General features: G+C 39.1%; 24 protein-coding genes. 17 read left to right on the top strand and 7 right to left on the bottom strand.

All coding sequences use genetic code 11. The features are described from left to right. The first annotated feature begins 1 nt into the window (after position 1). From R2800_02400 to sucD, 3 genes are all read left to right on the top strand, one after another. Positions 2-595, top strand: coding sequence for a T9SS type A sorting domain-containing protein (locus R2800_02400; GenBank protein ID MEZ5015873.1), 594 nt, complete (start codon positions 2-4; stop codon positions 593-595). Between the two features lie 84 nt (positions 596-679). Beyond that, on the top strand, positions 680-1,453 hold the full coding sequence (locus R2800_02405; protein ID MEZ5015874.1) for an ABC transporter ATP-binding protein: 774 nt from the start codon (positions 680-682) through the stop codon (positions 1,451-1,453). Between the two features lie 267 nt (positions 1,454-1,720). Next, positions 1,721-2,602 (top strand): succinate--CoA ligase subunit alpha, encoded by an 882-nt coding sequence (gene sucD, locus R2800_02410; GenBank protein MEZ5015875.1) that lies wholly within the window; start codon positions 1,721-1,723, stop codon positions 2,600-2,602. A 50-nt stretch (positions 2,603-2,652) separates the two neighbouring features. On the opposite strand, the gene R2800_02415 is transcribed toward sucD, so the two are convergent. Then, complete coding sequence (locus R2800_02415) at positions 2,653-3,273, bottom strand: FMN-binding negative transcriptional regulator (GenBank protein ID MEZ5015876.1); 621 nt, start codon at positions 3,271-3,273, stop codon at positions 2,653-2,655. A 58-nt stretch (positions 3,274-3,331) separates the two neighbouring features. Here R2800_02415 and R2800_02420 point away from each other — a divergent pair, with 58 nt between their 5' ends. After that, on the top strand, positions 3,332-4,420 hold the full coding sequence (locus tag R2800_02420) for an anhydro-N-acetylmuramic acid kinase (protein MEZ5015877.1): 1,089 nt from the start codon (positions 3,332-3,334) through the stop codon (positions 4,418-4,420). Here R2800_02420 and R2800_02425 read toward each other — a convergent pair. From R2800_02425 to R2800_02435, 3 genes are all read right to left on the bottom strand, one after another. Then, complete coding sequence (locus R2800_02425; GenBank protein ID MEZ5015878.1) at positions 4,417-5,232, bottom strand: carboxypeptidase-like regulatory domain-containing protein; 816 nt, start codon at positions 5,230-5,232, stop codon at positions 4,417-4,419. The genes R2800_02420 and R2800_02425 overlap by 4 nt on opposite strands. Next, positions 5,232-5,756, bottom strand: coding sequence for a hypothetical protein (locus tag R2800_02430; GenBank protein ID MEZ5015879.1), 525 nt, complete (start codon positions 5,754-5,756; stop codon positions 5,232-5,234). The genes R2800_02425 and R2800_02430 overlap by 1 nt, the downstream gene beginning before the upstream one ends. Before the next feature lie 159 nt (positions 5,757-5,915). After that, the gene (locus tag R2800_02435; GenBank protein MEZ5015880.1) at positions 5,916-6,275 is read right to left on the bottom strand and encodes a CoA-binding protein; all 360 of its coding nucleotides are present in this window, start codon (positions 6,273-6,275) and stop codon (positions 5,916-5,918) included. Between the two features lie 170 nt (positions 6,276-6,445). Between R2800_02435 and R2800_02440 the strand changes: the two genes are divergently transcribed. The 13 genes from R2800_02440 to R2800_02500 all read left to right on the top strand — a co-directional run bounded on the left by R2800_02440 (position 6,446) and on the right by R2800_02500 (position 17,155). Then, positions 6,446-7,621, top strand: a complete 1,176-nt coding sequence (locus R2800_02440; GenBank protein ID MEZ5015881.1) for an acetyl-CoA C-acyltransferase — start codon at positions 6,446-6,448, stop codon at positions 7,619-7,621. Positions 7,622-7,684: 63 nt separating this feature from the next. Continuing rightward, positions 7,685-8,530: a hypothetical protein gene (locus R2800_02445; protein ID MEZ5015882.1), complete on the top strand. Its 846-nt coding sequence runs from the start codon at positions 7,685-7,687 to the stop codon at positions 8,528-8,530. Between the two features lie 27 nt (positions 8,531-8,557). Then, on the top strand, positions 8,558-8,887 hold the full coding sequence (locus R2800_02450) for a hypothetical protein (protein ID MEZ5015883.1): 330 nt from the start codon (positions 8,558-8,560) through the stop codon (positions 8,885-8,887). 58 nt (positions 8,888-8,945) lie between these two features. Then, positions 8,946-11,267: a TonB-dependent receptor gene (locus R2800_02455; GenBank protein MEZ5015884.1), complete on the top strand. Its 2,322-nt coding sequence runs from the start codon at positions 8,946-8,948 to the stop codon at positions 11,265-11,267. An 11-nt stretch (positions 11,268-11,278) separates the two neighbouring features. Next, positions 11,279-11,860, top strand: a complete 582-nt coding sequence (locus tag R2800_02460) for a hypothetical protein (GenBank protein ID MEZ5015885.1) — start codon at positions 11,279-11,281, stop codon at positions 11,858-11,860. Positions 11,861-11,985: 125 nt separating this feature from the next. Continuing rightward, positions 11,986-12,255 carry a hypothetical protein gene (locus R2800_02465; GenBank protein ID MEZ5015886.1) on the top strand — a complete coding sequence of 90 codons (270 nt, stop codon included), beginning with the start codon at positions 11,986-11,988 and terminating at the stop codon, positions 12,253-12,255. Between the two features lie 164 nt (positions 12,256-12,419). Then, positions 12,420-13,220, top strand: coding sequence for a hypothetical protein (locus R2800_02470; GenBank protein ID MEZ5015887.1), 801 nt, complete (start codon positions 12,420-12,422; stop codon positions 13,218-13,220). Between the two features lie 168 nt (positions 13,221-13,388). Further along, complete coding sequence (locus R2800_02475; protein ID MEZ5015888.1) at positions 13,389-13,643, top strand: acyl carrier protein; 255 nt, start codon at positions 13,389-13,391, stop codon at positions 13,641-13,643. Then, positions 13,636-14,520, top strand: a complete 885-nt coding sequence (locus tag R2800_02480) for a lipid A biosynthesis acyltransferase (GenBank protein MEZ5015889.1) — start codon at positions 13,636-13,638, stop codon at positions 14,518-14,520. Before R2800_02475 ends, R2800_02480 begins: the two co-directional genes overlap by 8 nt. Next, positions 14,520-14,939 carry a 3-hydroxyacyl-ACP dehydratase gene (locus tag R2800_02485; GenBank protein ID MEZ5015890.1) on the top strand — a complete coding sequence of 140 codons (420 nt, stop codon included), beginning with the start codon at positions 14,520-14,522 and terminating at the stop codon, positions 14,937-14,939. Before R2800_02480 ends, R2800_02485 begins: the two co-directional genes overlap by 1 nt. 5 nt (positions 14,940-14,944) lie before the next feature. Then, entirely contained in the window at positions 14,945-15,583 is a 639-nt protein-coding gene (locus R2800_02490; GenBank protein ID MEZ5015891.1) for a hypothetical protein, read from the top strand. An 11-nt stretch (positions 15,584-15,594) separates the two neighbouring features. Beyond that, positions 15,595-16,017, top strand: coding sequence for an acyl-CoA thioesterase (locus tag R2800_02495; protein MEZ5015892.1), 423 nt, complete (start codon positions 15,595-15,597; stop codon positions 16,015-16,017). A gap of 1 nt (position 16,018) precedes the next feature. Next, positions 16,019-17,155 carry a beta-ketoacyl synthase N-terminal-like domain-containing protein gene (locus tag R2800_02500; GenBank protein MEZ5015893.1) on the top strand — a complete coding sequence of 379 codons (1,137 nt, stop codon included), beginning with the start codon at positions 16,019-16,021 and terminating at the stop codon, positions 17,153-17,155. Here R2800_02500 and R2800_02505 read toward each other — a convergent pair whose 3' ends face one another. Genes R2800_02505 through deoC form a run of 3 tightly spaced genes read right to left on the bottom strand, consistent with a single transcriptional unit; the run spans position 17,156 to position 19,460 of the window. Further along, positions 17,156-18,337 carry a M20 family metallopeptidase gene (locus R2800_02505; GenBank protein MEZ5015894.1) on the bottom strand — a complete coding sequence of 394 codons (1,182 nt, stop codon included), beginning with the start codon at positions 18,335-18,337 and terminating at the stop codon, positions 17,156-17,158. Continuing rightward, positions 18,330-18,788 carry an SPOR domain-containing protein gene (locus tag R2800_02510; protein MEZ5015895.1) on the bottom strand — a complete coding sequence of 153 codons (459 nt, stop codon included), beginning with the start codon at positions 18,786-18,788 and terminating at the stop codon, positions 18,330-18,332. The genes R2800_02505 and R2800_02510 overlap by 8 nt, the downstream gene beginning before the upstream one ends. A gap of 12 nt (positions 18,789-18,800) precedes the next feature. Beyond that, entirely contained in the window at positions 18,801-19,460 is a 660-nt protein-coding gene (gene deoC, locus R2800_02515) for a deoxyribose-phosphate aldolase (protein ID MEZ5015896.1), read from the bottom strand.

Below are 19,460 nucleotides of genomic sequence, written 5' to 3' on the forward strand. Positions count from 1 at the left end.
TATGGTAAGGTGGTACGTAACATTTCTGATACTATGTTCTTCGGTAGCAGTTTCGGCACAAGATATTGTGCTCCGTAATTTCGATGTGTTTTCAGACGGTACACATGTGCAGGTAAAGTGGACGATAGAAAAAGGCTCTATCTGTAACGGTACTAAAATCTATAGGTCAGAAAACGGGATAGATTATAAAGAAATTGGTTTCATAGATGGGATATGTGGCAGTAGTACAGAGCCTGTAGGGTATGAGTTTACCGATACTAACCCCATTGCCAATAAGAAGTCTTACTACAAGCTAAGGCTGGGTTTGATTCAGTTCACCTCCGCTAGAGAGATGTTTTTCTTGGATGCCAGTGCTGCTTATACATTATTCCCCAACCCTAGTAAGTACACCGCTAATATTCTCTACAATAGTAATGGACAAAAACACGATTTTCAGCTCTTCGACCTTTCGGGTAGGCGCGTGGTAAACTTAGATGGCGTTTCAGGCAATGAAATAAAACTACATAGAGGGGCACTACCCGCAGGGCTCTACCTTTTAGTATTACAGTCAGCACAGGGGCAAACAACTACAGGTAAACTGCTGTTTGTTGACTAATGGTGAGCATACTCTTTATTAAAACCTAACATTTTAGTTAAATACTACATTTTTTGAGTTTTTACCTGTTATTTTGATGCTGTAATGATTGAAGTAAAAAACATACATAAAAGTTTTGGTGATAAAGTAGTGCTGGATGATGTTAGCTCTACTATGGAGCCAGGTAAAACCAACCTGATCATCGGTACTAGTGGTAGCGGTAAAACGGTCTTTATCAAATGTATGATAGGTTTGATGAAGCCTGAGAAAGGACAGGTACTGTATGAAGGTAAGGACTTGGTGACAATGGACGAGGCTGACCTTAAAGAGGTAAGAATGCAAATAGGTATGCTATTTCAAGGCGGTGCTCTATTTGACAGTATGACTGTGGCAGATAATGTGCGTTTCCCTTTAGATATGTTTACAAGAGATACCAGAGCTGATAAGAAAAAGCGAGTGAATGAGGTATTGGCTAGGGTTAATTTGGAAGGTGCGAATCATAAATATCCATCAGAAATAAGTGGAGGTATGCAGAAAAGGGTAGCGTTGGCCAGAGCTATTGTATTGAACCCTAAGTATTTATTTTGCGATGAACCTAACTCGGGTTTAGATCCTAAGACCTCCTTGGTTATTGACAGGCTGATAATGGATTTGACCAAGGAATATAATACAACAACCGTTATTAACACTCACGATATGAATACGGTTATGGAAAGTGGGGATCATATTTTATACCTGAATCAAGGTAAAAAAAGCTGGGAAGGTTCTAATAAGGACATTATTTTCAGTGAAGACAAGAATTTGAACGATTTCATTTTTGCCTCAGACTTCCTTAGAAAGGCAAAAGAAATGAGCAAAGTAGAGGAGAAAAGACCTTAAAAAAAGAAAGCCGGTTGAAACCGGCCTTCGAAATCTAGAATTGATTACCCATTACAAATTTTCTATGCTGAAATATGCTTCATATTTATAGTTTGCATATTTATAGTTCGTCTTGTGATTGTATAGACTAAGAATTAATAAAAAGGGTTGGGGGAAAACGAAAAAAAATATTCTATCACATATAATTATTCATATTAGGTTTGGTTTTGGCGGTATTTACCTTAATTTTGCCGCGATATTTTAAGCAGATTAAAGATATATTAGCTCATGGCTGTTTTAGTAAATAAAGATTCTAAAGTCATTGTACAAGGCTTTACTGGTACAGAAGGTACATTCCACGCTGGTCAGATGATTGAATATGGTACTAACGTTGTAGGTGGTGTTACTCCTGGTAAAGGAGGTTCTACTCACTTAGATCGTCCTGTATTCAACACAGTACAAAACGCTGTAAATGAGACAGGTGCAGACGTTTCTATCATTTTTGTACCACCGGCTTTTGCTGCTGATGCTATTATGGAAGCTGCTGACGCTGGTATCAAGGTGATCATTTGTATCACAGAAGGTATTCCTGTACAGGATATGGTGAAGGCTCGTGCTTATATCAATGGTAAGGATTGTCGTTTGATAGGTCCTAACTGTCCTGGTGTTATCACTGCTGATGAGGCGAAAGTGGGTATCATGCCTGGTTTTGTATTCAAAAAAGGTCGTATCGGTGTTGTTTCTAAGTCAGGTACTTTGACTTATGAGGCTGCTGATCAAGTAGTTAAGGCAGGTATGGGTGTTTCTACTGCAATTGGTATCGGTGGAGACCCAATTATTGGTACTACTACACAAGAAGCTGTTGAATTATTAATGAACGATCCTGAAACGGATGGTATCATTATGATAGGTGAGATAGGTGGTAGCATGGAAGCTGATGCTGCTAAGTGGTTGAAAGACAACATGAGAAAACCAGTTGTAGGTTTCATTGCTGGTCAAACTGCGCCTCCGGGTCGTCGTATGGGTCACGCAGGTGCTATCGTTGGTGGTGCTGATGATACTGCTGCTGCAAAAATGAAGATTATGGGTGAGTGTGGTATTCACGTTGTTGCTAGTCCTGCCGATATAGGTAAAACTATGGCAGAGGCGTTAAGCAAAGTGACTGCATAATTGCACTTATTTAAGATATAATGTAAAGGCTACCAAATGGTAGCCTTTTCTTATTGGAATAATTTTGATTTCCTTTCCTTCATCTTTTGGGCTATTTCCAGTTCGCCGTGTTTGCCAATTCTTTCCAAATGTTGGATGATATTATCATAGCTCTGCTCATCTCTGTTTTGGCTGAGTTTGAAGGTGGCATTTAGCTCTGTTACTACTATTTTAAACCCTTCTATAGCTTTTACATGCTTCTGGATGTATTCTGTTGGTATATCGCGCATGAATTGAGGATTAGGTTGATGTTCCTCGTGCTTGTCTGTCGTTTCTTGAAGTATGCTTATGGTTTCCTCTTCACTCAGTACCTCCATTTTGCCTTTGGCTTGTACAGTCATATAGTTCCAAGTAGCGCCTTCACCCTTGTGTGTATACCAGCTGGAACTTACATAACAGTGTGCCCCAGTGAAGAGTACTAAGGCATTAGGGTTGTCTAAGAAAGCTTTATGATGGTCTGTCTTTTTCATCATATGCCCACGAAGCGTTATCTGATCTTCTTTTTCAGTTATTAATAGTGGTATTTGTGTGGCAACTGGTTCGTTATTAGCACAGCCTGTAAGCATGGCAAAAGGGTGCTCTTGCATGAACTGTAGTATAGTGGCGGTATCCTTTTCGGAAAAATAAGGCATTTGATACATGAGCTAAATTTCGTAAAAAATTACTTCCTCGTTTATATATTTTTGCAGCATGATTTATAAAGCAATAGGATTAATGTCTGGCAGCTCGCTAGACGGGTTGGATATAGCCTTTGTACGATTTGAAGAGATAGGCAGCAAATGGAGTTATGAAATATTACAAGTTGAGTGTGTTCCTTATACAGAGGAGTGGACAGAACGGTTGAAGAACGCAACTAATACTACAGTACCTGAATATATAAGACTACATACCGAATACGGGAGACTATTGGGTAATGCGGTGCAAGACTTTATCAATAAACATGAAATAGACCACCAAGTACAACTAATCGGCTCGCATGGGCATACCATATTGCACGAACCACAAAACAATACCTCTTGCCAAATAGGAGAGGGGGCTAGTATAGCAGCGATAACAGGGCTGCCTGTGGTGAGCGATCTGCGCAATCTTGACGTAGCCCTGGGCGGACAAGGAGCACCGATAGTGCCTATAGGCGACCAGCTATTGTACGGTGCTTACGATTATTTACTGAACATAGGGGGCATTGCTAATATAACCGTCCCTAATGGAGATAAGTCCTTAGCATTTGATGTGTGTACAGCCAACCAAGCACTCAACGCTATAGCACAAACTGTAGGTAAAGACTATGACGAAGGTGGCGAACTAGCACGTAGCGGTGAGGTAATAACAGAACTATTATCAGAGTTGAAAAAAGAAGGGTACTACCAGCTAGCAGCACCAAAATCGTTGAGTAATGAAAAGGCTAAAGACTTGGTACTGCCCAAACTGCTGAATAGCGGATATGAAGCAAAAGACCTCCTACGTACAATGGTGCAGCTAATAGCAGATGAAGTAGCGGCTTCCATCAATAAATACCCTGCTGATAAAGAGAACGCCATGTTATTGGTAACAGGTGGCGGTGCACACAATAGCTTTTTGATGGAACAGATACAGGCGCAACTTACTAATGTAACTCTACAAGTGCCTGATGCTAATACGGTGAACTATAAGGAAGCTATAGTGATGGCTCTAATAGGGGTGCTACGTTGGAGAGAAGAAACCAATGTGCTTAGTGAAGTGACAGGTGCAAGCAGAGATAGTATAAGCGGTGCATTATGGATGGGGCATAGCTATAGCTAGTGTGCCATTTTGTTTATTTTATCACCACTAATGGTTTTATTCATAGGGCTGGGGTTGAGTGTATCAATTAGAGGTCTATTGTCTACGAGATTTGTATCTTCTTCGACAGGTTCTATTGTTGTTATTTTAACAACGCCTCCCGTATGTATGATAATATTATCAAGCTGTTCTTTTGGTAATAGTTTTAGTGTAATGATAATAGGTTCTGAAGTTGATCGGACTTCAATTGCAGTATTACAAAAGCCAACGTAGCTTATTTTTAGGGATGTTTTGTTAGTTACAGACTTTGCATCTATCAAGAAATCGCCATCATAATTAGTAACCGTCCCTCCTATTATTATTCCATCTTTTATTAATTGTACACTTGCATTAATTATAGGCTCTCCATGTTCATCTACCACTTTCCCTTTTATAATGGTGGTGTCACTATTGTTGGTAGTACTATCTTCTTGAGGTTTGTCTAGAAGGCTATATTCTATCAAAGGAGCTTTAGCAAAGCTGTATACTTCTGCTGTGCTTATGATGGCTAGTGTTAAGCCAACAGCTATGGCAATACGGTAGAGCCTACTATGTGGCTGTGGTGGTATGTGTATTGCACGGTTGAGTTGTGTATTACGAAAACGCCCACAAACTTTCTCGTCTTTATGTGCACGTAGATAATTGTACAGTTGATGGTCGTTAAAGCCAGTAAAGTCTACCACACATTTTTGGCAAGCATTACAAAATCGTCCTTGCTCTTGTGGTGTCATTTTGTTCCAGTCCTCACTACAAGGTTGGGGTATGGATATTTGTATGGGTTTATGCTTTTTCATTAGTGTGCTAAAATTACTTTGCAGTCAGTATCTAAATATAAAAACCTGTTTTTGTGGTTGGATATCATTTTGTCCATCTGAAATTCTATTATCTCATCGGTAGAAATATGTGTGTCAAAACTTTCGCTGCTCCTTCTTTCCCTATCTATAAATATCAAGGGGGCATCATATATACATACCATATCTGCTTGGTAATTAGAATCTACTTCTAGTTGAATTGTATTTACTATTGTGTCTCTATCAAGTTGTATCCCTCTAATGAAATGTGTTTTACTACCAATGTATTTGTGTATAATAGTACCAACTTCCTTTCGATATCCTATTTTGATTTGATAATTACCATCATAATCAGTTACTGTCTCTGCTATCACGGTACTATCTACTGAGATTTGTACAGTAGCACTTATAGCAGGCGCTCCTTTTTCATCAATTACTTGACCAGTAATAGTTATACTATTGGTAATATTTTGTGCAAAGGAAACTTGCACAGCAAATAGGAGTAGTATAGGTAAAAGGTATTTCATGCACCTACAAGTTAATACTCTTGTAGGATGTTATTGCCACAGAAGTTCCATAAAACAGTAAAGTCATTTCGAACGAAGAGAGAAATCTCTAAACAACATAAGTAAATTTCTCACCACTTTGTGGTTCGAAATACTGATTTAGATAATCTGTTATTTCAACTAATACTGCCCAGTGCCTAAGAGTACAAGCGTACAGGCTTCTTGTGCTTGTATGCCTTCTTTTTCCAGTAGGGCTATTAGCTCGTCATTCTCTGTGCCGGGGTTGAATATCACACGCTTGGGGTGTAGCGACAATATGTAGTCGTAGTAAGGTTGCTGATTGGTAGGGTTGAGGTATAGTGTTACCGTGTCTACATCTTCAATCTGTGGAGTACCTATCAGAAAATCTATATCTGCTACCATACCTTCTTTTCTACCAATAGCGACCACAGGATGGTTGTTGGCCACTAGTTTATTGATGGCTAAATAACTATATCTCGCGGGGTTGGTCGATGCACCTAATACTACTGTCTTCTTCATGGTGTAAAGTTACATACAGTATCATGTAGTTGAATAATGGCAGTATAATGATTCATTATAGTTTGCTTTATGATGCTAAGGGTTACTAGCCATATTATTTTCACCTTTCCTTCACATGCTTCTGCAATAGATTGTTTAACTTTAGTAAGGCACAATAAATAAGCAATACTATGCAAACAGCGTATATAATAGCGGGTTATCGCACGGCAGTTGGTAAGTCAAAAAGAGGAGGGTTGCGTTTCTATCGTCCTGATGATATGGCGGTAGATGTGATAAAGGGATTGATGGCATCTGTCCCAGAGCTAGACCCTAAACTGGTAGATGATGTGCTGGTAGGTAATGCGGTGCCGGAGGCGGAGCAGGGATTACAGGTAGGGCGTATCATTGCCAACCGTGCTATTGGTGAGTGGGCGCCGGGTGCTACGCTCAATCGTTATTGTGCATCGGGGCTGGAGACCATTGCTATGGCTACGGCTAAGATACAGAGCGGTATGGCAAACTGCATCATTGCAGGGGGTACAGAGAGTATGAGTCTGGTGCCTACAGCGGGATGGCGTACCATGCCCAACTACGAGATTGCTAAAGACAATGGTGATTACTACCTAAGCATGGGTTTAACTGCCGAGCAGGTAGCAAAAGATTACAAAGTATCTCGTGAAGACCAAGACGAGTTTGCTTATCACTCTCACCAAAAAGCACTCAAAGCAATAGAAGAAGGGTACTTCAGAAAAGGAATACTACCACTTACAGTAAAGGAGATAGGGCTGAATGCTAAAGGTAAGAGAGTAGAAAAAGAATATATAGTAGATACTGATGAAGGTCCGCGTGCCGATACCTCTATGGAAGCACTAGCTAAGTTGAGACCTGTATTTGCTGAAGCGGGCACCGTAACGGCGGGTAACTCTTCTCAAACATCAGACGGTGCAGCCTTTGTTATCGTGATGGGCGAAAAGCTGATGAACCAATTGGGGCTAAAACCATGGGGTAGACTAGTGGGCTGTGCCGCAGCAGGGGTAGACCCTCGTATAATGGGTATTGGACCTGTAGCAGCAGTACCTAAAGTATTGAAGCAAGTAGGGATGCAGTTGAATGATATTGACCTGATAGAGCTCAACGAGGCATTTGCTTCACAATCGCTGGCTGTGATACGCGAGCTGGGTATGAATCCTGATATTGTAAATATTAATGGTGGTGCGATCTCTTTAGGACACCCGTTAGGTTGTAGTGGTGCTAAGCTTACCATACAGTTACTTAACGATATGGAACGCTTGGGCAAGAAATATGGAATGGTGACCGCATGTGTGGGCGGAGGACAAGGAATAGCAGGCATTATAGAAAAAATGTAGTTTTTGAGAGCGGCTGGGCTAAAAAATCGTAATTTTGCGCAGCGTTTACATTCATTACAAGTCATGCGTCAAGTATTATTAACTATTCTTATAGCGGCAACAGCCATCCAAGCCAACGGACAGTTTATCAAAATCAAGAAACCATCTTACAATGGTATGTACTTTCAGTGGGGGTACAATAGAGATTGGTATTCGAAGAGCGATATACAATTTAAAGGGAGTAATTACGACTTTACTATTTATGATGTAAGGGCTACTGACCAACCCGACTTTGCTGCATTCAAAAATAATCCGATAGACATAACCATACCACAAAATAGTTACCGTATAGGTTTCTATTTGAATAAAGAACGTACGCATGCTATCGAGATCAATTACGATCATGCCAAGTATGTAATGCGCGATTATGAAACACTAAGAGTGAAGGGGCAAATACGCGGCAATCAGATAGATAAGGATACATTTGTGCATCGTCACTTTGCGCATGTAGACCATACTAATGGAGCTAACTTTTATATGATCAACTATGTTGGTCAAAAAGAGCTGCTGGCTAATAAAAATAATGGTAGAAGAATGGCAACTGTGATATGGAAACTAGGTGGTGGTATTGTTGTTCCGCGTTCCGATGTGATCGTATTGGGAGAGCAGCTGGATAATAAGTTTCACGTTGCAGGTTATGTGTTAGGTGCCGAGGGTGGTTTGCGTTTCTACCCATTGAAAAATTTGTTTTTAGAAGCTACACTTAAAGGAGGTTTTGCCAATTACTTAAACTCACTGGGTGTGGGTGACGGTAAATTAAAACATCACTTCTTCTATGGTGAGGTAATAGGTATGGTGGGTTATGATATTAACATAGGAATGAAGAAAAAAAGAGCAAGGTTAGAAGCCGCTGAAAAATTAAAGAACTAGAATATAGTATCTTTGTTATAAGTTTTGTTGCAACGTATACTACATAGCAGCATAGCAGTATTGCTATCCATAGTGCTACTCTTTGGTACTACACCTAAGGAGTATATACATCTTTTTGCTGATCACGTAGATACAGAGCATCGCCACCATGAGGGTCATTATCCTGTATTTGAGACAGAGCACCATCACTGTTCATTCCTGTCTTTTACCCTTTCGCCTTTCCAACATGCTAATAATGAGGTGACGTTCAAAACGTATAAGCCTCAATTTATAATACACCAATCTGTTGCGGTTATCCATCTTATTCCGTGCAGTGTTCCTTCTTCCCCTTCCAGAGGCCCTCCTGTTACAGTATAGTTCAATAGGTTCAAGTGCTTTTTATGAGCACGATTTTTTCGTTTAAACAAGGTTGACTATGTATCGTAAGGTACTGATGTTGCTATTGTGTTTAGTGCCCTTTGTAGAGGTAGCTATGGCACAGAGCAAATGTGATATAGAAATACGGGTAACCGTACTAGAGGCGCATAACAAACAACCTATATATCCCGCAGTAGTTTTTGTTGATGAGCTTAATAAGGCTTTTGATACAGATGAGAAGGGGAAATTGGTGATTAATAATGTTTGTGCTGGCAAGTATACCTTTCATTTTCATGCACAAGGTTATGAGCATGCTTTAGAGCAAGTTGTTGTTCAGGAAAGTGTAGAGTTGAAATTTAAGGTTGCTCATTTGAATACAGAGTTGTCTGAAGTTGTAGTAGCAGAAGAAAGACAACAGTCGCTATTGCAATCTAAGGAACAACTGAATAAAGCCGAGCTAGATGCCAATAGTGGAAAGACGCTGGGGGATATGTTGCAAGCAGTGAACGGTGTTACTACTATTTCCAACGGTGCTACAATTGCTAAGCCTGTAATACATGGGCTACATAGTAATAGAATAGTGCTGATGAATAATGGAGTGCGCCAAGAAGACCAGCAATGGGGTGGTGAGCATGCGCCTAATATAGACCCCTTCTTAGCAAATAATATTACTGTAGTAAAAGGGGCTGCTAGTGTTCAGTATGGTACGGATGCTATAGCCGGTGTAGTGCTTGTAGAGCCTGCACCTCTAAGAAGCCAACCAGGTTGGGAGGGTGAGTTGAACCTTGCAGGTTTTAGTAATAACAGAATGGGGGTAGCCTCAGCTATGGTTGGGCATAATTTTAAGAAAATACAGCCTCTTAGCTTTCGCTTGCAAGGTACTTTTAAGCAAGGGGGCAATTATCGTATCCCAAACTACTGGGTAGCCAATACAGGGGTGAAGGAGAATAATTATTCAGCTGCTTTGGGCTGGCGCAAACTGCATTATGGTGCAGAGGTGTTCTATAGTCGTTTCAATACCGATCTGGGTATCTATCGTGGAGCGCATACTGGAAATCAAGACGACCTTAATGCGGCGATAAGAAGTGACAAGCCTTTGGTTGTGGCTGATTTTACTTACGATATAGAAAGACCGCGCCAACATGTAGAGCACGACCTTATTAAAGCCAAAGGGTATTTAGATACTAAATATGGTATGCTGCATGCAACATATGCTTATCAGCACAACTTTAGACAGGAGTATGATGTACTACGTCAAGAAAACGGGAAAGCTCAATTGAATGTAACCTTGAATACGCAGACTTTAAACTTAAACATGGAACATAGACCTGTGTGGAAGTTGAAAGGGAAAATAGGAGTGGATGGTATTGTTCAAGAGAACTTTATACAGCCGGGAGATAGGGTTTTTATTCCCAATTATCGTTCTAACGGCTGGGCAGCATATCTAATAGAAAGATATAAAGGTAATAACTTGTTATTAGAAGCGGGCTTGCGCTACGACTATAGGAGTTATGATGTATATAATGCTCAAGGTACTAACCAGCAGGTGGCACAATATCATTATAACTTCAATAATGTATCGGGTACCATTGGGCTCACCAAGCAAGTGAGTAAAAATTGGGAAGTGATAACGACTGTAGCTAACTCGTGGCGCGCTCCGCAAACCAATGAATTGTTTAGTGCGGGTTTTCATCATGGTGCTGCCAGGATAGAGTTAGGTAATACGAACTTATCGCCGGAGCGTTCCTATAATTTGAATGTAGAGAGTAAACATCGTTTTGGTACAAAGCTATCTACCGAAATAGCTTTGTATACGCAGTATATTCAGAACTTCATTTACCTCGAACCTGGTAATGATCTATTGACCATTAGAGGATATTTTAAAACCTTCAATTATAAGCAAACCAATGCTCATTTAACGGGTGCTGACTTAGGTATAAATTATCTTTGGAGTAGTAGTTTGACTTCAAAGATAAAAGCCTCTTTTCTATTGGCAAGAAATGTTACAGCCAAAGATTGGTTGATACTTATGCCTGCCGATAGGTTATCGTTGAGTACCACATATAAAAAAGACATCAATGAAAAAATAAGGGAAGCATTTGTGTCTATAGATGGAAGATATGTATTTCAACAAAAGAGAATACCAGCCAATTTTGACCAAATAGATTTTCCACGGCCTCCGAAAGGTTATTTCCTTTTAGATGCATCTGTAGGAGCTAAGCTATTGGTCAATCAACAACCTATACACTTAAGTTTAAGTGTAACTAATATTTTAAACCAACGGTACCGAGACTATTTAGATGCCTTCCGATACTTTATAGACCAGCAAGGAAGGAATGTAATACTAAGAGTACGTGTACCTATTTCAATTAATCAGTAAACAAATAAAAGATGAAAAATATATTTAGAGTTTTATTACTAGGCGCTTTAGTAGCAGTATCTGTTACATCGTGTACTAAGAAGAATGAGAATTTAGTCGTTAACCCAACACCGCAAGAGCAGGAATTGATCACTACCATAAAACTCGTGGTCACTAATAGCGCAGGTTTCAATAAAACCTTTAGCTATAAAGTAGATAATGGTTTTAATAGTACAACACCTGCTACACCGGTAATTGATGATGTTGTGCTAGCGCCCAATACTACTTACAATGTATCAGTAGAGGTATGGAACGAAGCTGAAAATCCTGTAGAGGATATTACCACGGAGGTGAAAGCAGAAAATACTGAACATTTATTCGTGTTGGAAAGTGCACCTGCAAATGGCGCAGGTAGTATATCATTTACTAACGGTAGTAAGGATGATAACGGTAATCCCTTAAACCAAACCATAGACTTTACTACAGGAGCTGCAGGCAATGGTGTACTAACTGTGACTTTAAAGCATGAGCCTACAGATAAGAATGCTGCTAATGCAGATGCAGCAGGAGGGGAAACAGACGCTAAGGCAATATTCCCTGTAAAGCTCAATTAATAGAAAATGGCTTGATTTTTGCTGTTTATAGATATGTTAAAGCCAGCTATTTTATTCAATAAATAGCTGGCTTTTTTGTTTAAAAGTTGTAAATTGATATTAAATAACGATTAAAAAGGTAATATATGACAACAGGTGTTTTAATAGCTAAAGAGGAGATCCCAGAGTACAACATTGTGCCTGCATTCGTTGATAAGACAGCTTACTGGCAAAAAGAACTACAATATGCAGCCCGATTAGGAAATGAATTTAAGGGTAAAACCACCATTACATTTGAAACAAGACAAGGACCTAAAACAGTTTCAACAACTGTGTGGTCAGTTATGGACAACTATTTGCAGCTGAAAGGAGGAATGACCATACCTCTGGCAAGTATAATAGATGTTCGTTTCTAAGGTAAATAAAGGTAATGTTTCTATGCCTGTATCGTATGATATGGGCATTTTTGTTTCTTGATATACAGCAATGTCATTCAAGTGTGTTTTTTAACTACTTGTTATGATATTATTTTGGTTTTACGTAATATTGCTATTCGTTGAAAAATAACTTTTACAGTATTATGCGCATAGCTAAAATTCTTACTATCATAGCCCTTACGGCTGGAGTTGTTTCTTTGTACAGTTGTACTAAAGAAAAGGAGTATACAAATGGTAATGGAATCACAATTCCACCTGCTTCTGATTCGGTAAACCCTAGTTTGATAAACGCTTCTAATAGTGATATCTTCTTCAGAGTTTATAATACTGAGACTGATTATAAGGCAAATACTAATCTAGTGTCTTCAGGCATGGTGCTGAAGGGTAAACAATTAAGCTTTAAGTCTACAAAAAGTACAACAGATTCTCTACGTTTCATTATAGAGTGGTTTACTGCAGATGGTTCTACTTCAAACTGGTTGAATACAGATGTTGCTAGAACATTCAAATTTGCAAGAAATAACGGTGTTCAATATTTTTCAATAGATAATATTGCAGCAGATTCATCTCACCTTATTGCTTTAGGTTTATCAGGAGATAGCTCTACATGGGTAACTAGTACTTATTTAGATGCTACACCGAATAATGATAAAGTTGATACAGCTCGTATCATTAAAATGTATAGAAACTTTAAAGGTAAAGTAACTAGAATTACTCAAACAGGTGGAACATTCTCTACAGCTACTGATGATGTTACATATGCTGTAAGTGCTAATGGTAAGAAAGTAACAATAACATTATCTAAAGATGGTGCAGCATATGGTACTCTTACTAATAATAACTTTAACCTAAGTAATCAAGTAGATACTATATACTCTTCAAACAGAGCTAAAGTAACTTTTGCGGGTTCAAACCGCCAGTTCTCAATGAATAGAAGTAACTAGTAAACGATATTTATAATAAAAAGGGGTGCTAATTGAGCATCCCTTTTTTATTTATACCTACTATCAATTCTTTTTAAGTGCTAAAGCACTATAATATTGAATATTAGTATTTATCTTTGCATTTTACATATAATCAAAAACGGAACCCCTTAACGTTTTATTATTGTTATGAATCAACAGGAGATTATAGACCGCATTAATTCATTTATGGTCGAAGATTTTGAAGTAGAAGAGTCGGCAATACAACCTAGTGCTGATCTTAAAAGTACTTTAGATCTTGATAGTTTAGATTACATAGACCTTGTAGTAGCTATTGAGCAAAACTTTGGGTTTAAAGTAAAACCAGAAGATTTCCAAGAGATGCATACAATACAAGATTTCTACGATTATGTAACTAAGCGCTTGGAAGCTAGTAATGTCTGATAACCCTAAATGGGATGGTAAATCTCGTGGCTCCACTTTAGGCTACAAGATATTCGTTTGGTTGCTACGTGTTGGTGGTTTAGCCCCTGCTTATGCATTATTACACTTTGTTACCCTTTACTATTTATTCTTTGTCCCGAAAGCTACAAAGCCACTTATATACCTTTATCAGGAACGTTTAGGCTATTCAAAAAGTAAGGCCAAAAAGCTGTTAAGGAAAAATTTACTGTTTTTCGGGCAGACACTTATAGACAAGATAGTAGTACTAGCAGGCTTGCCTAATAAGCTTAGCTTTGAACATACAGGTGTAGAGCATATTGAAGAAATGGTAGCCGCTGGTAAAGGGGGGATATTAGTAAGTGCCCATTTGGGTAATTGGGAGGTTGCAGGTCATTTATTGAAGAGGGTAAACACTACGATAAACATTTTAATGTATGATGGGGAAGGAGAGCAAGTAAAAGCTTACATGGAGCAGTTTGACGGCAACAAATCCTTCAATATTATATATCTAAAAGAAGACAACTCTCACATCTACGAAATAACGGCAGCTCTAAATAGAAACGAGCTTATATGCTTACATGCTGATAGGTATAGACCAGGTAATAGAACAATTACTCACGAGTTTTTAGGTAAGGAAGCCCAGTTTCCTATAGGGCCATTTACACTAGGTGCAAAATTAAAAGCACCAGTCTGTTTTGTTTTTGCCTTTAAAGAGACTAATTTTCACTATCATTTTTATGCTTTCCCTTCTACAATTTATGAAGGTAGAGGAATGGAAGGCATTAACAACATGCTGAAAGCATATATTGCGTTGATGGAGAAATATATAAAGAAATACCCAGCGCAATGGTTTAATTACTTTGATTTTTGGAACTAATGGATCAGACGGAAATAATCAATTATATACCACAGAGAGCACCATTTGTAATGGTGGATGAAGTATTGCAGGCTGATGAACATATTTCAAAAACGAAATTTGAAATTAGGCCTGATAATTTGTTTGTAAAAAACGGTGAGTTTATAGAGCCGGGTCTTGTAGAGAATATGGCACAAACTGCAGGTGCAGGTACTGGTTATCGATACCAATCTAAGGGGGAAGTGGTGCCCGTTGGTTTCATAGCGTCTATTAAAGGTTTAGAGGTGCTGTCGTTACCTAAAGTAGGTGATGTGCTGGAAACATCAGTTGTTATAACCCACAAAGTAATGAATGTGTATGTGGTGGAGTGTACAGTGTATTTGAATGAAGAGAAGGTGGCTAGTTGCGAAATGAAGATATTTGAACAATCTGAAAAATAGACATCATGAAACAAATTATTACTCTTATCGCATTAGTACTAGCAGGTACGTTTTCTAATGCACAAACCAAGGCTGACATTTTTGATAAGAAAGTGCCTATAACTTGGTTAGGACTTGATTTTTCGGAGCTACACTTTATAGGAGATGCAGCACAATGGCAAGATGTAGGCGGTATTAGTAATTCAGAACTGCAAGAGAAATACTTTGTTTCCTGGAATGAGCTTTTCCATACGGAGAAAGATAAATATGACGTAGCAGACGCTATGTATCGTAAAAAAGCGGATTATGCAATAGAAGTAGTTGCCGCAATAAATGAGCAGTCTGAGAAAGATCATTTTGGGCATGGCAATGATGAGTTTAGGCATCTTTCTGAAGATGATATTGCTAAAATGGTAAAGGCCTATGACTATAAGGATAGGGCAGGGTTAGGTATGGTGTTTATAGTAGAAGGGTTACACAAAGAAGCTAAGAAGGCATCTATATGGGTAGCCTATGTAAATATGAGTACCAAGGAACTATTGTTAGCAAAACAAATAGAAGGAAAAGCAGGTGGTTTTGGTTTTAGAAACTATTGGGCTAAATCTTTCTTCAATGGTTTGAGAGAGGTGAAAGACAACTACGGTAAGTGGAAAAAGGGTAAATAGTAATTTAGATATTGAAGACACTACATCATAGTACAGAGCTAGAAGTAAAGTTTAGTGAGGCAGACCCATTGGGTATTGTTTGGCATGGGCATTATATAAGATACTTTGAAGATGCTAGGGAAGCCTTTGGTGAGACCTACGGTATCAAGTATCTGGATTTTTACAGAAACAATATCATCGTTCCTATTGTTAGCATACAGTGCGACTACAAACGAGTGTTGCGCTATGGACACAAAATAAGGTTGGAGACGACCTATAAAGATTCCTTAGCAGCAAAGCTATTGTTCGATTATGCGATATATGATGTAGCTACTGAAGAGAAGATCGCTACAGGGAGTTCAGTGCAAGTGTTTATGGAGCGAGAGTCTCTTGATCTGATGTTGACTATTCCGAAGTTTATGGAAGACTGGAAGAAAAAATGGCTATCAGAATAATATGAAGCAGGTTTATGCTATAGCATCAGATATAATTTCTCCAATGGGTTTTGGGGTAGAGGAGCATTGGCAAGCTATGCTTAATAAAGAACTGGGTATTAAAGAACATCATGATGATTCTTTTAGTGCGGGTTCTTTTTGGGGATCGAGATTTGATACGCAGCAAAGAAACCGAATAGAAACAGCGACAAACAACTTCTCTGAAATTTCTTTTTTTGAGCAACTGGTTATTCTTTCGGCACAAAGAGCCACACAAGATAATGAAGAACTTCTTACCAGTGAGGATACGTTGTTTGTGCTATCAACCACAAAAGGTAATATCGATTGGTTAGAACAAAAAGACGACAGTCGTACTTTGTTTTCGGCCAGTACGGATGTTATCAGCAAAATATTAGGGCTTAAAAACAAACCTGTTGTCATCTCTCATGCCTGCATATCGGGTGCTGTAGCACAGATGTATGCATTAAGAGCTATTCAAAATGGTAGATACAAACATGCTGTAATAGTAGGTTGCGATGTGTTTTCTAAGTTTGTTTTAAATGGTTTCCAATCTTTTCAGGCTGTTGCGGAAGCGCCTTGTAAACCTTTTGATGCAAATAGAAAGGGAATAAACCTAGGTGAGGCGGCGGCAACCGTTGTATTGTCTGCCGAAGCAGTAGACAAACCTATAGCAATATTAGTTTCTGGGGCTACTAGTAATGATGCCAATCATATTTCAGGCCCTTCTCGTACAGGGGAGGAGTTGGCTATGGCTATAAAAAGAACACTTGATGCAGGTAGTGTAAGTGGAGCTGAGGTAAATATGATATCAGCGCATGGTACGGCAACACCCTACAACGATGAAATGGAAGCTAAAGCTTTTGGCTTATCAGATGTAGATAAAGCAGCAGTGCATAGCTTTAAAGGATATACGGGGCATACATTAGGTGCTGCTGGTGTTTTAGAATGTGCTATGTTACTTAAAGCAATTCAAGAACAAACACTGATTCCATCAGCAGGTTTTGAGCAAATAGGTGTACCAGTAGACCTACAGGTAACAACAGCGCCAACTAAGGCTACTATAAATCATGTACTTAAAACAGCCTCGGGTTTTGGAGGTTGTAATGCAGCTTTGCTTTGGAGTAAGGTTGACGCTTAATTAATTTAAAGCGTTCAAGGCTATCCAAGTCATTGTGCCTACACCAGTTTTCAACGCTTCTTCATCTATATCAAAATGTGCATTGTGAACGGATGCTGTGAATTCTTCATTATTCTTATTAGTACCTAGCCTGAAAAAGCAACCTGGCATATGTAATGTATAGAAACTAAAGTCTTCTCCCGTCATTCGTTTTTCCAGAGTCTTCACATTTTCATCTCCCAGATAAGCTTTTGCCCAAGCTTCAGCTTTATTAGTTACCTCAGGGTCGTTATACAGAGAGGCATGACCTTTAGGAATATTAATGGTTGCTTTAGCACCAAACGCCTCACAGGTATGTGTAGTGAAATCTTTAATTAGTTGATGTGCTTCTGCACGCCAGTCTTCGTCCATACATCTTAGTGTGCCCCAAAGTTCTAGTTTGTCGGGGATGACATTAGTTGCAAAGCCTGCTTCTATTTTCCCAAATGTGAGTACGGTAGGGGATATTGGGTTGGCTCTACGTGATACTACTTGTTGTAAACCAGTAACCACCTGTGCCCCGATAGCTATAGGGTCAATCGCTTTGTTAGGTAAAGCAGCGTGTCCACTTTTACCCTCTATAGTGATGTATATTTCATCCGTGCTTGCCATATATTGTCCCGCCCTAAACCCTACAGTGCCACTTGGCATATGTGGGTATACATGTAGTGCAAATATGGCTTCTGGCTTAGGGTTTTCTAATACACCTGCTTTTATCAGCAAGCTAGCTCCACCAGGGTGCTTTTCTTCACCTTGTTGAAATATAAGTTTTACAGATCCTTCAAATTCATCTTTGAGGTCGTTCAGTATACGAGCAATACCAAGTAAGCAGCTACTATGTACATCATGACCACAGGCATGCATCACTCCTTCGTTCTTTGATCTGTAAGGCACGTCATTAGCTTCCGTTATCGGTAGGGCATCCATATCTGCTCTTAGAGCAATACATTTCTTATCTGGATTCTTTCCTTTTATCAGTCCTATTACGCCTGTGCCCGCCACACCTGTCTCGTGCGCTATGCCATACTCTGTTAGTTTTTCAGAGATGAAAGCAGCAGTATTATACTCTTCAAATGATAATTCAGGATTGGCGTGAATATGATGTCTTATGGCTTGTATGTCGCTAAAGTATTCTTGTGCTTTACGCTGTATAATATCAATCATCTGATTTCTTATTAATAGTAATATTGTCGGGTACAACCATGCACCGACTATATTCGCTGTTTATTTCTCTATAAAAATCCCATGCTTCTTTATGGGTAGCAAAGTTGCCCACCTTTACACGGTATTGAGGAGCAATATAAGTAAGGTAAACTCTTGTTTCTGGATGCCTACGCATAAAATCCAGCTTTGTATTCCTTGCCTCGTCTCTATCACCACCATAATATATCTGCACTCTAAACCCTCTGCCGGAATAAGGTATACCTGTTTGAAAGGTTTTATGTCTTTCTAGTAAAAGATCAACCCTATTGTCTACGTGTAGTGTTATGTTGCCAAACTTTTTTGGAACATCTTCTTCCACAATATCGCTGGTATTAGATACCGTTTGTGCTACGCTTATATTAGTGTATAGTATACTGAATAGAAGTAATAATATGTAAAGGCTGTGCTTCATCCTGTATCAAAATTACAATTCTTTAAGCTCATTTACTATAGCTACACTTGCAGAGCAACCTAGTCTGTTGGCGCCAGCGGCTATCAACTCTTTGGCAAATGAAGCTGTACGAATGCCTCCTGCGGCTTTTATTTTTATAGTATCGGGTAGGTATTTTCGCATTGTAGCTACTGCTTGTAGGTCAGCACCTTTGGCAGCAAAGCCTGTGGAAGTCTTCATATAGTCGATATGGATAGGGGCGTATAGTTCACAACATTTAATAAGCTCTTCTTCGGTTAGAAGTCCACTTTCTACAATGATCTTTACAGCCTTACCATGTTGATGTGCCAATTGTGTACACGCTGTTATTTCTTTTGCCAGATAATCCCAATCTCCCGACTTAAGTGCTGAGAGGTTGTGTACAATATCCAGTTCATCAACACCTTGATGTATTGCGTCTTCTATTTCTGCTAGTTTGGTAACTAGCGACTGGTAGCCAAGAGGAAAGCCGACAACGGTAGCCACTTTTACAGGGCTTTTGTCTAAAAGCAATTTAGCTTGTGCGATGAAGAAGGGTGGAATGCAAACTGCTGCAAATCCTTCTTTCAATGCCTCTTGGCAAAGTGTAGAAATATCTGCAGCAGTAGTATCCTGCTTAAGGATAGTATGGTCTATATATGATGCAATGTTCAA

The sequence above is a fragment of the Flavipsychrobacter sp. genome (genome assembly GCA_041392855.1).
Lineage (GTDB): Bacteria > Bacteroidota > Bacteroidia > Chitinophagales > Chitinophagaceae > UBA5543.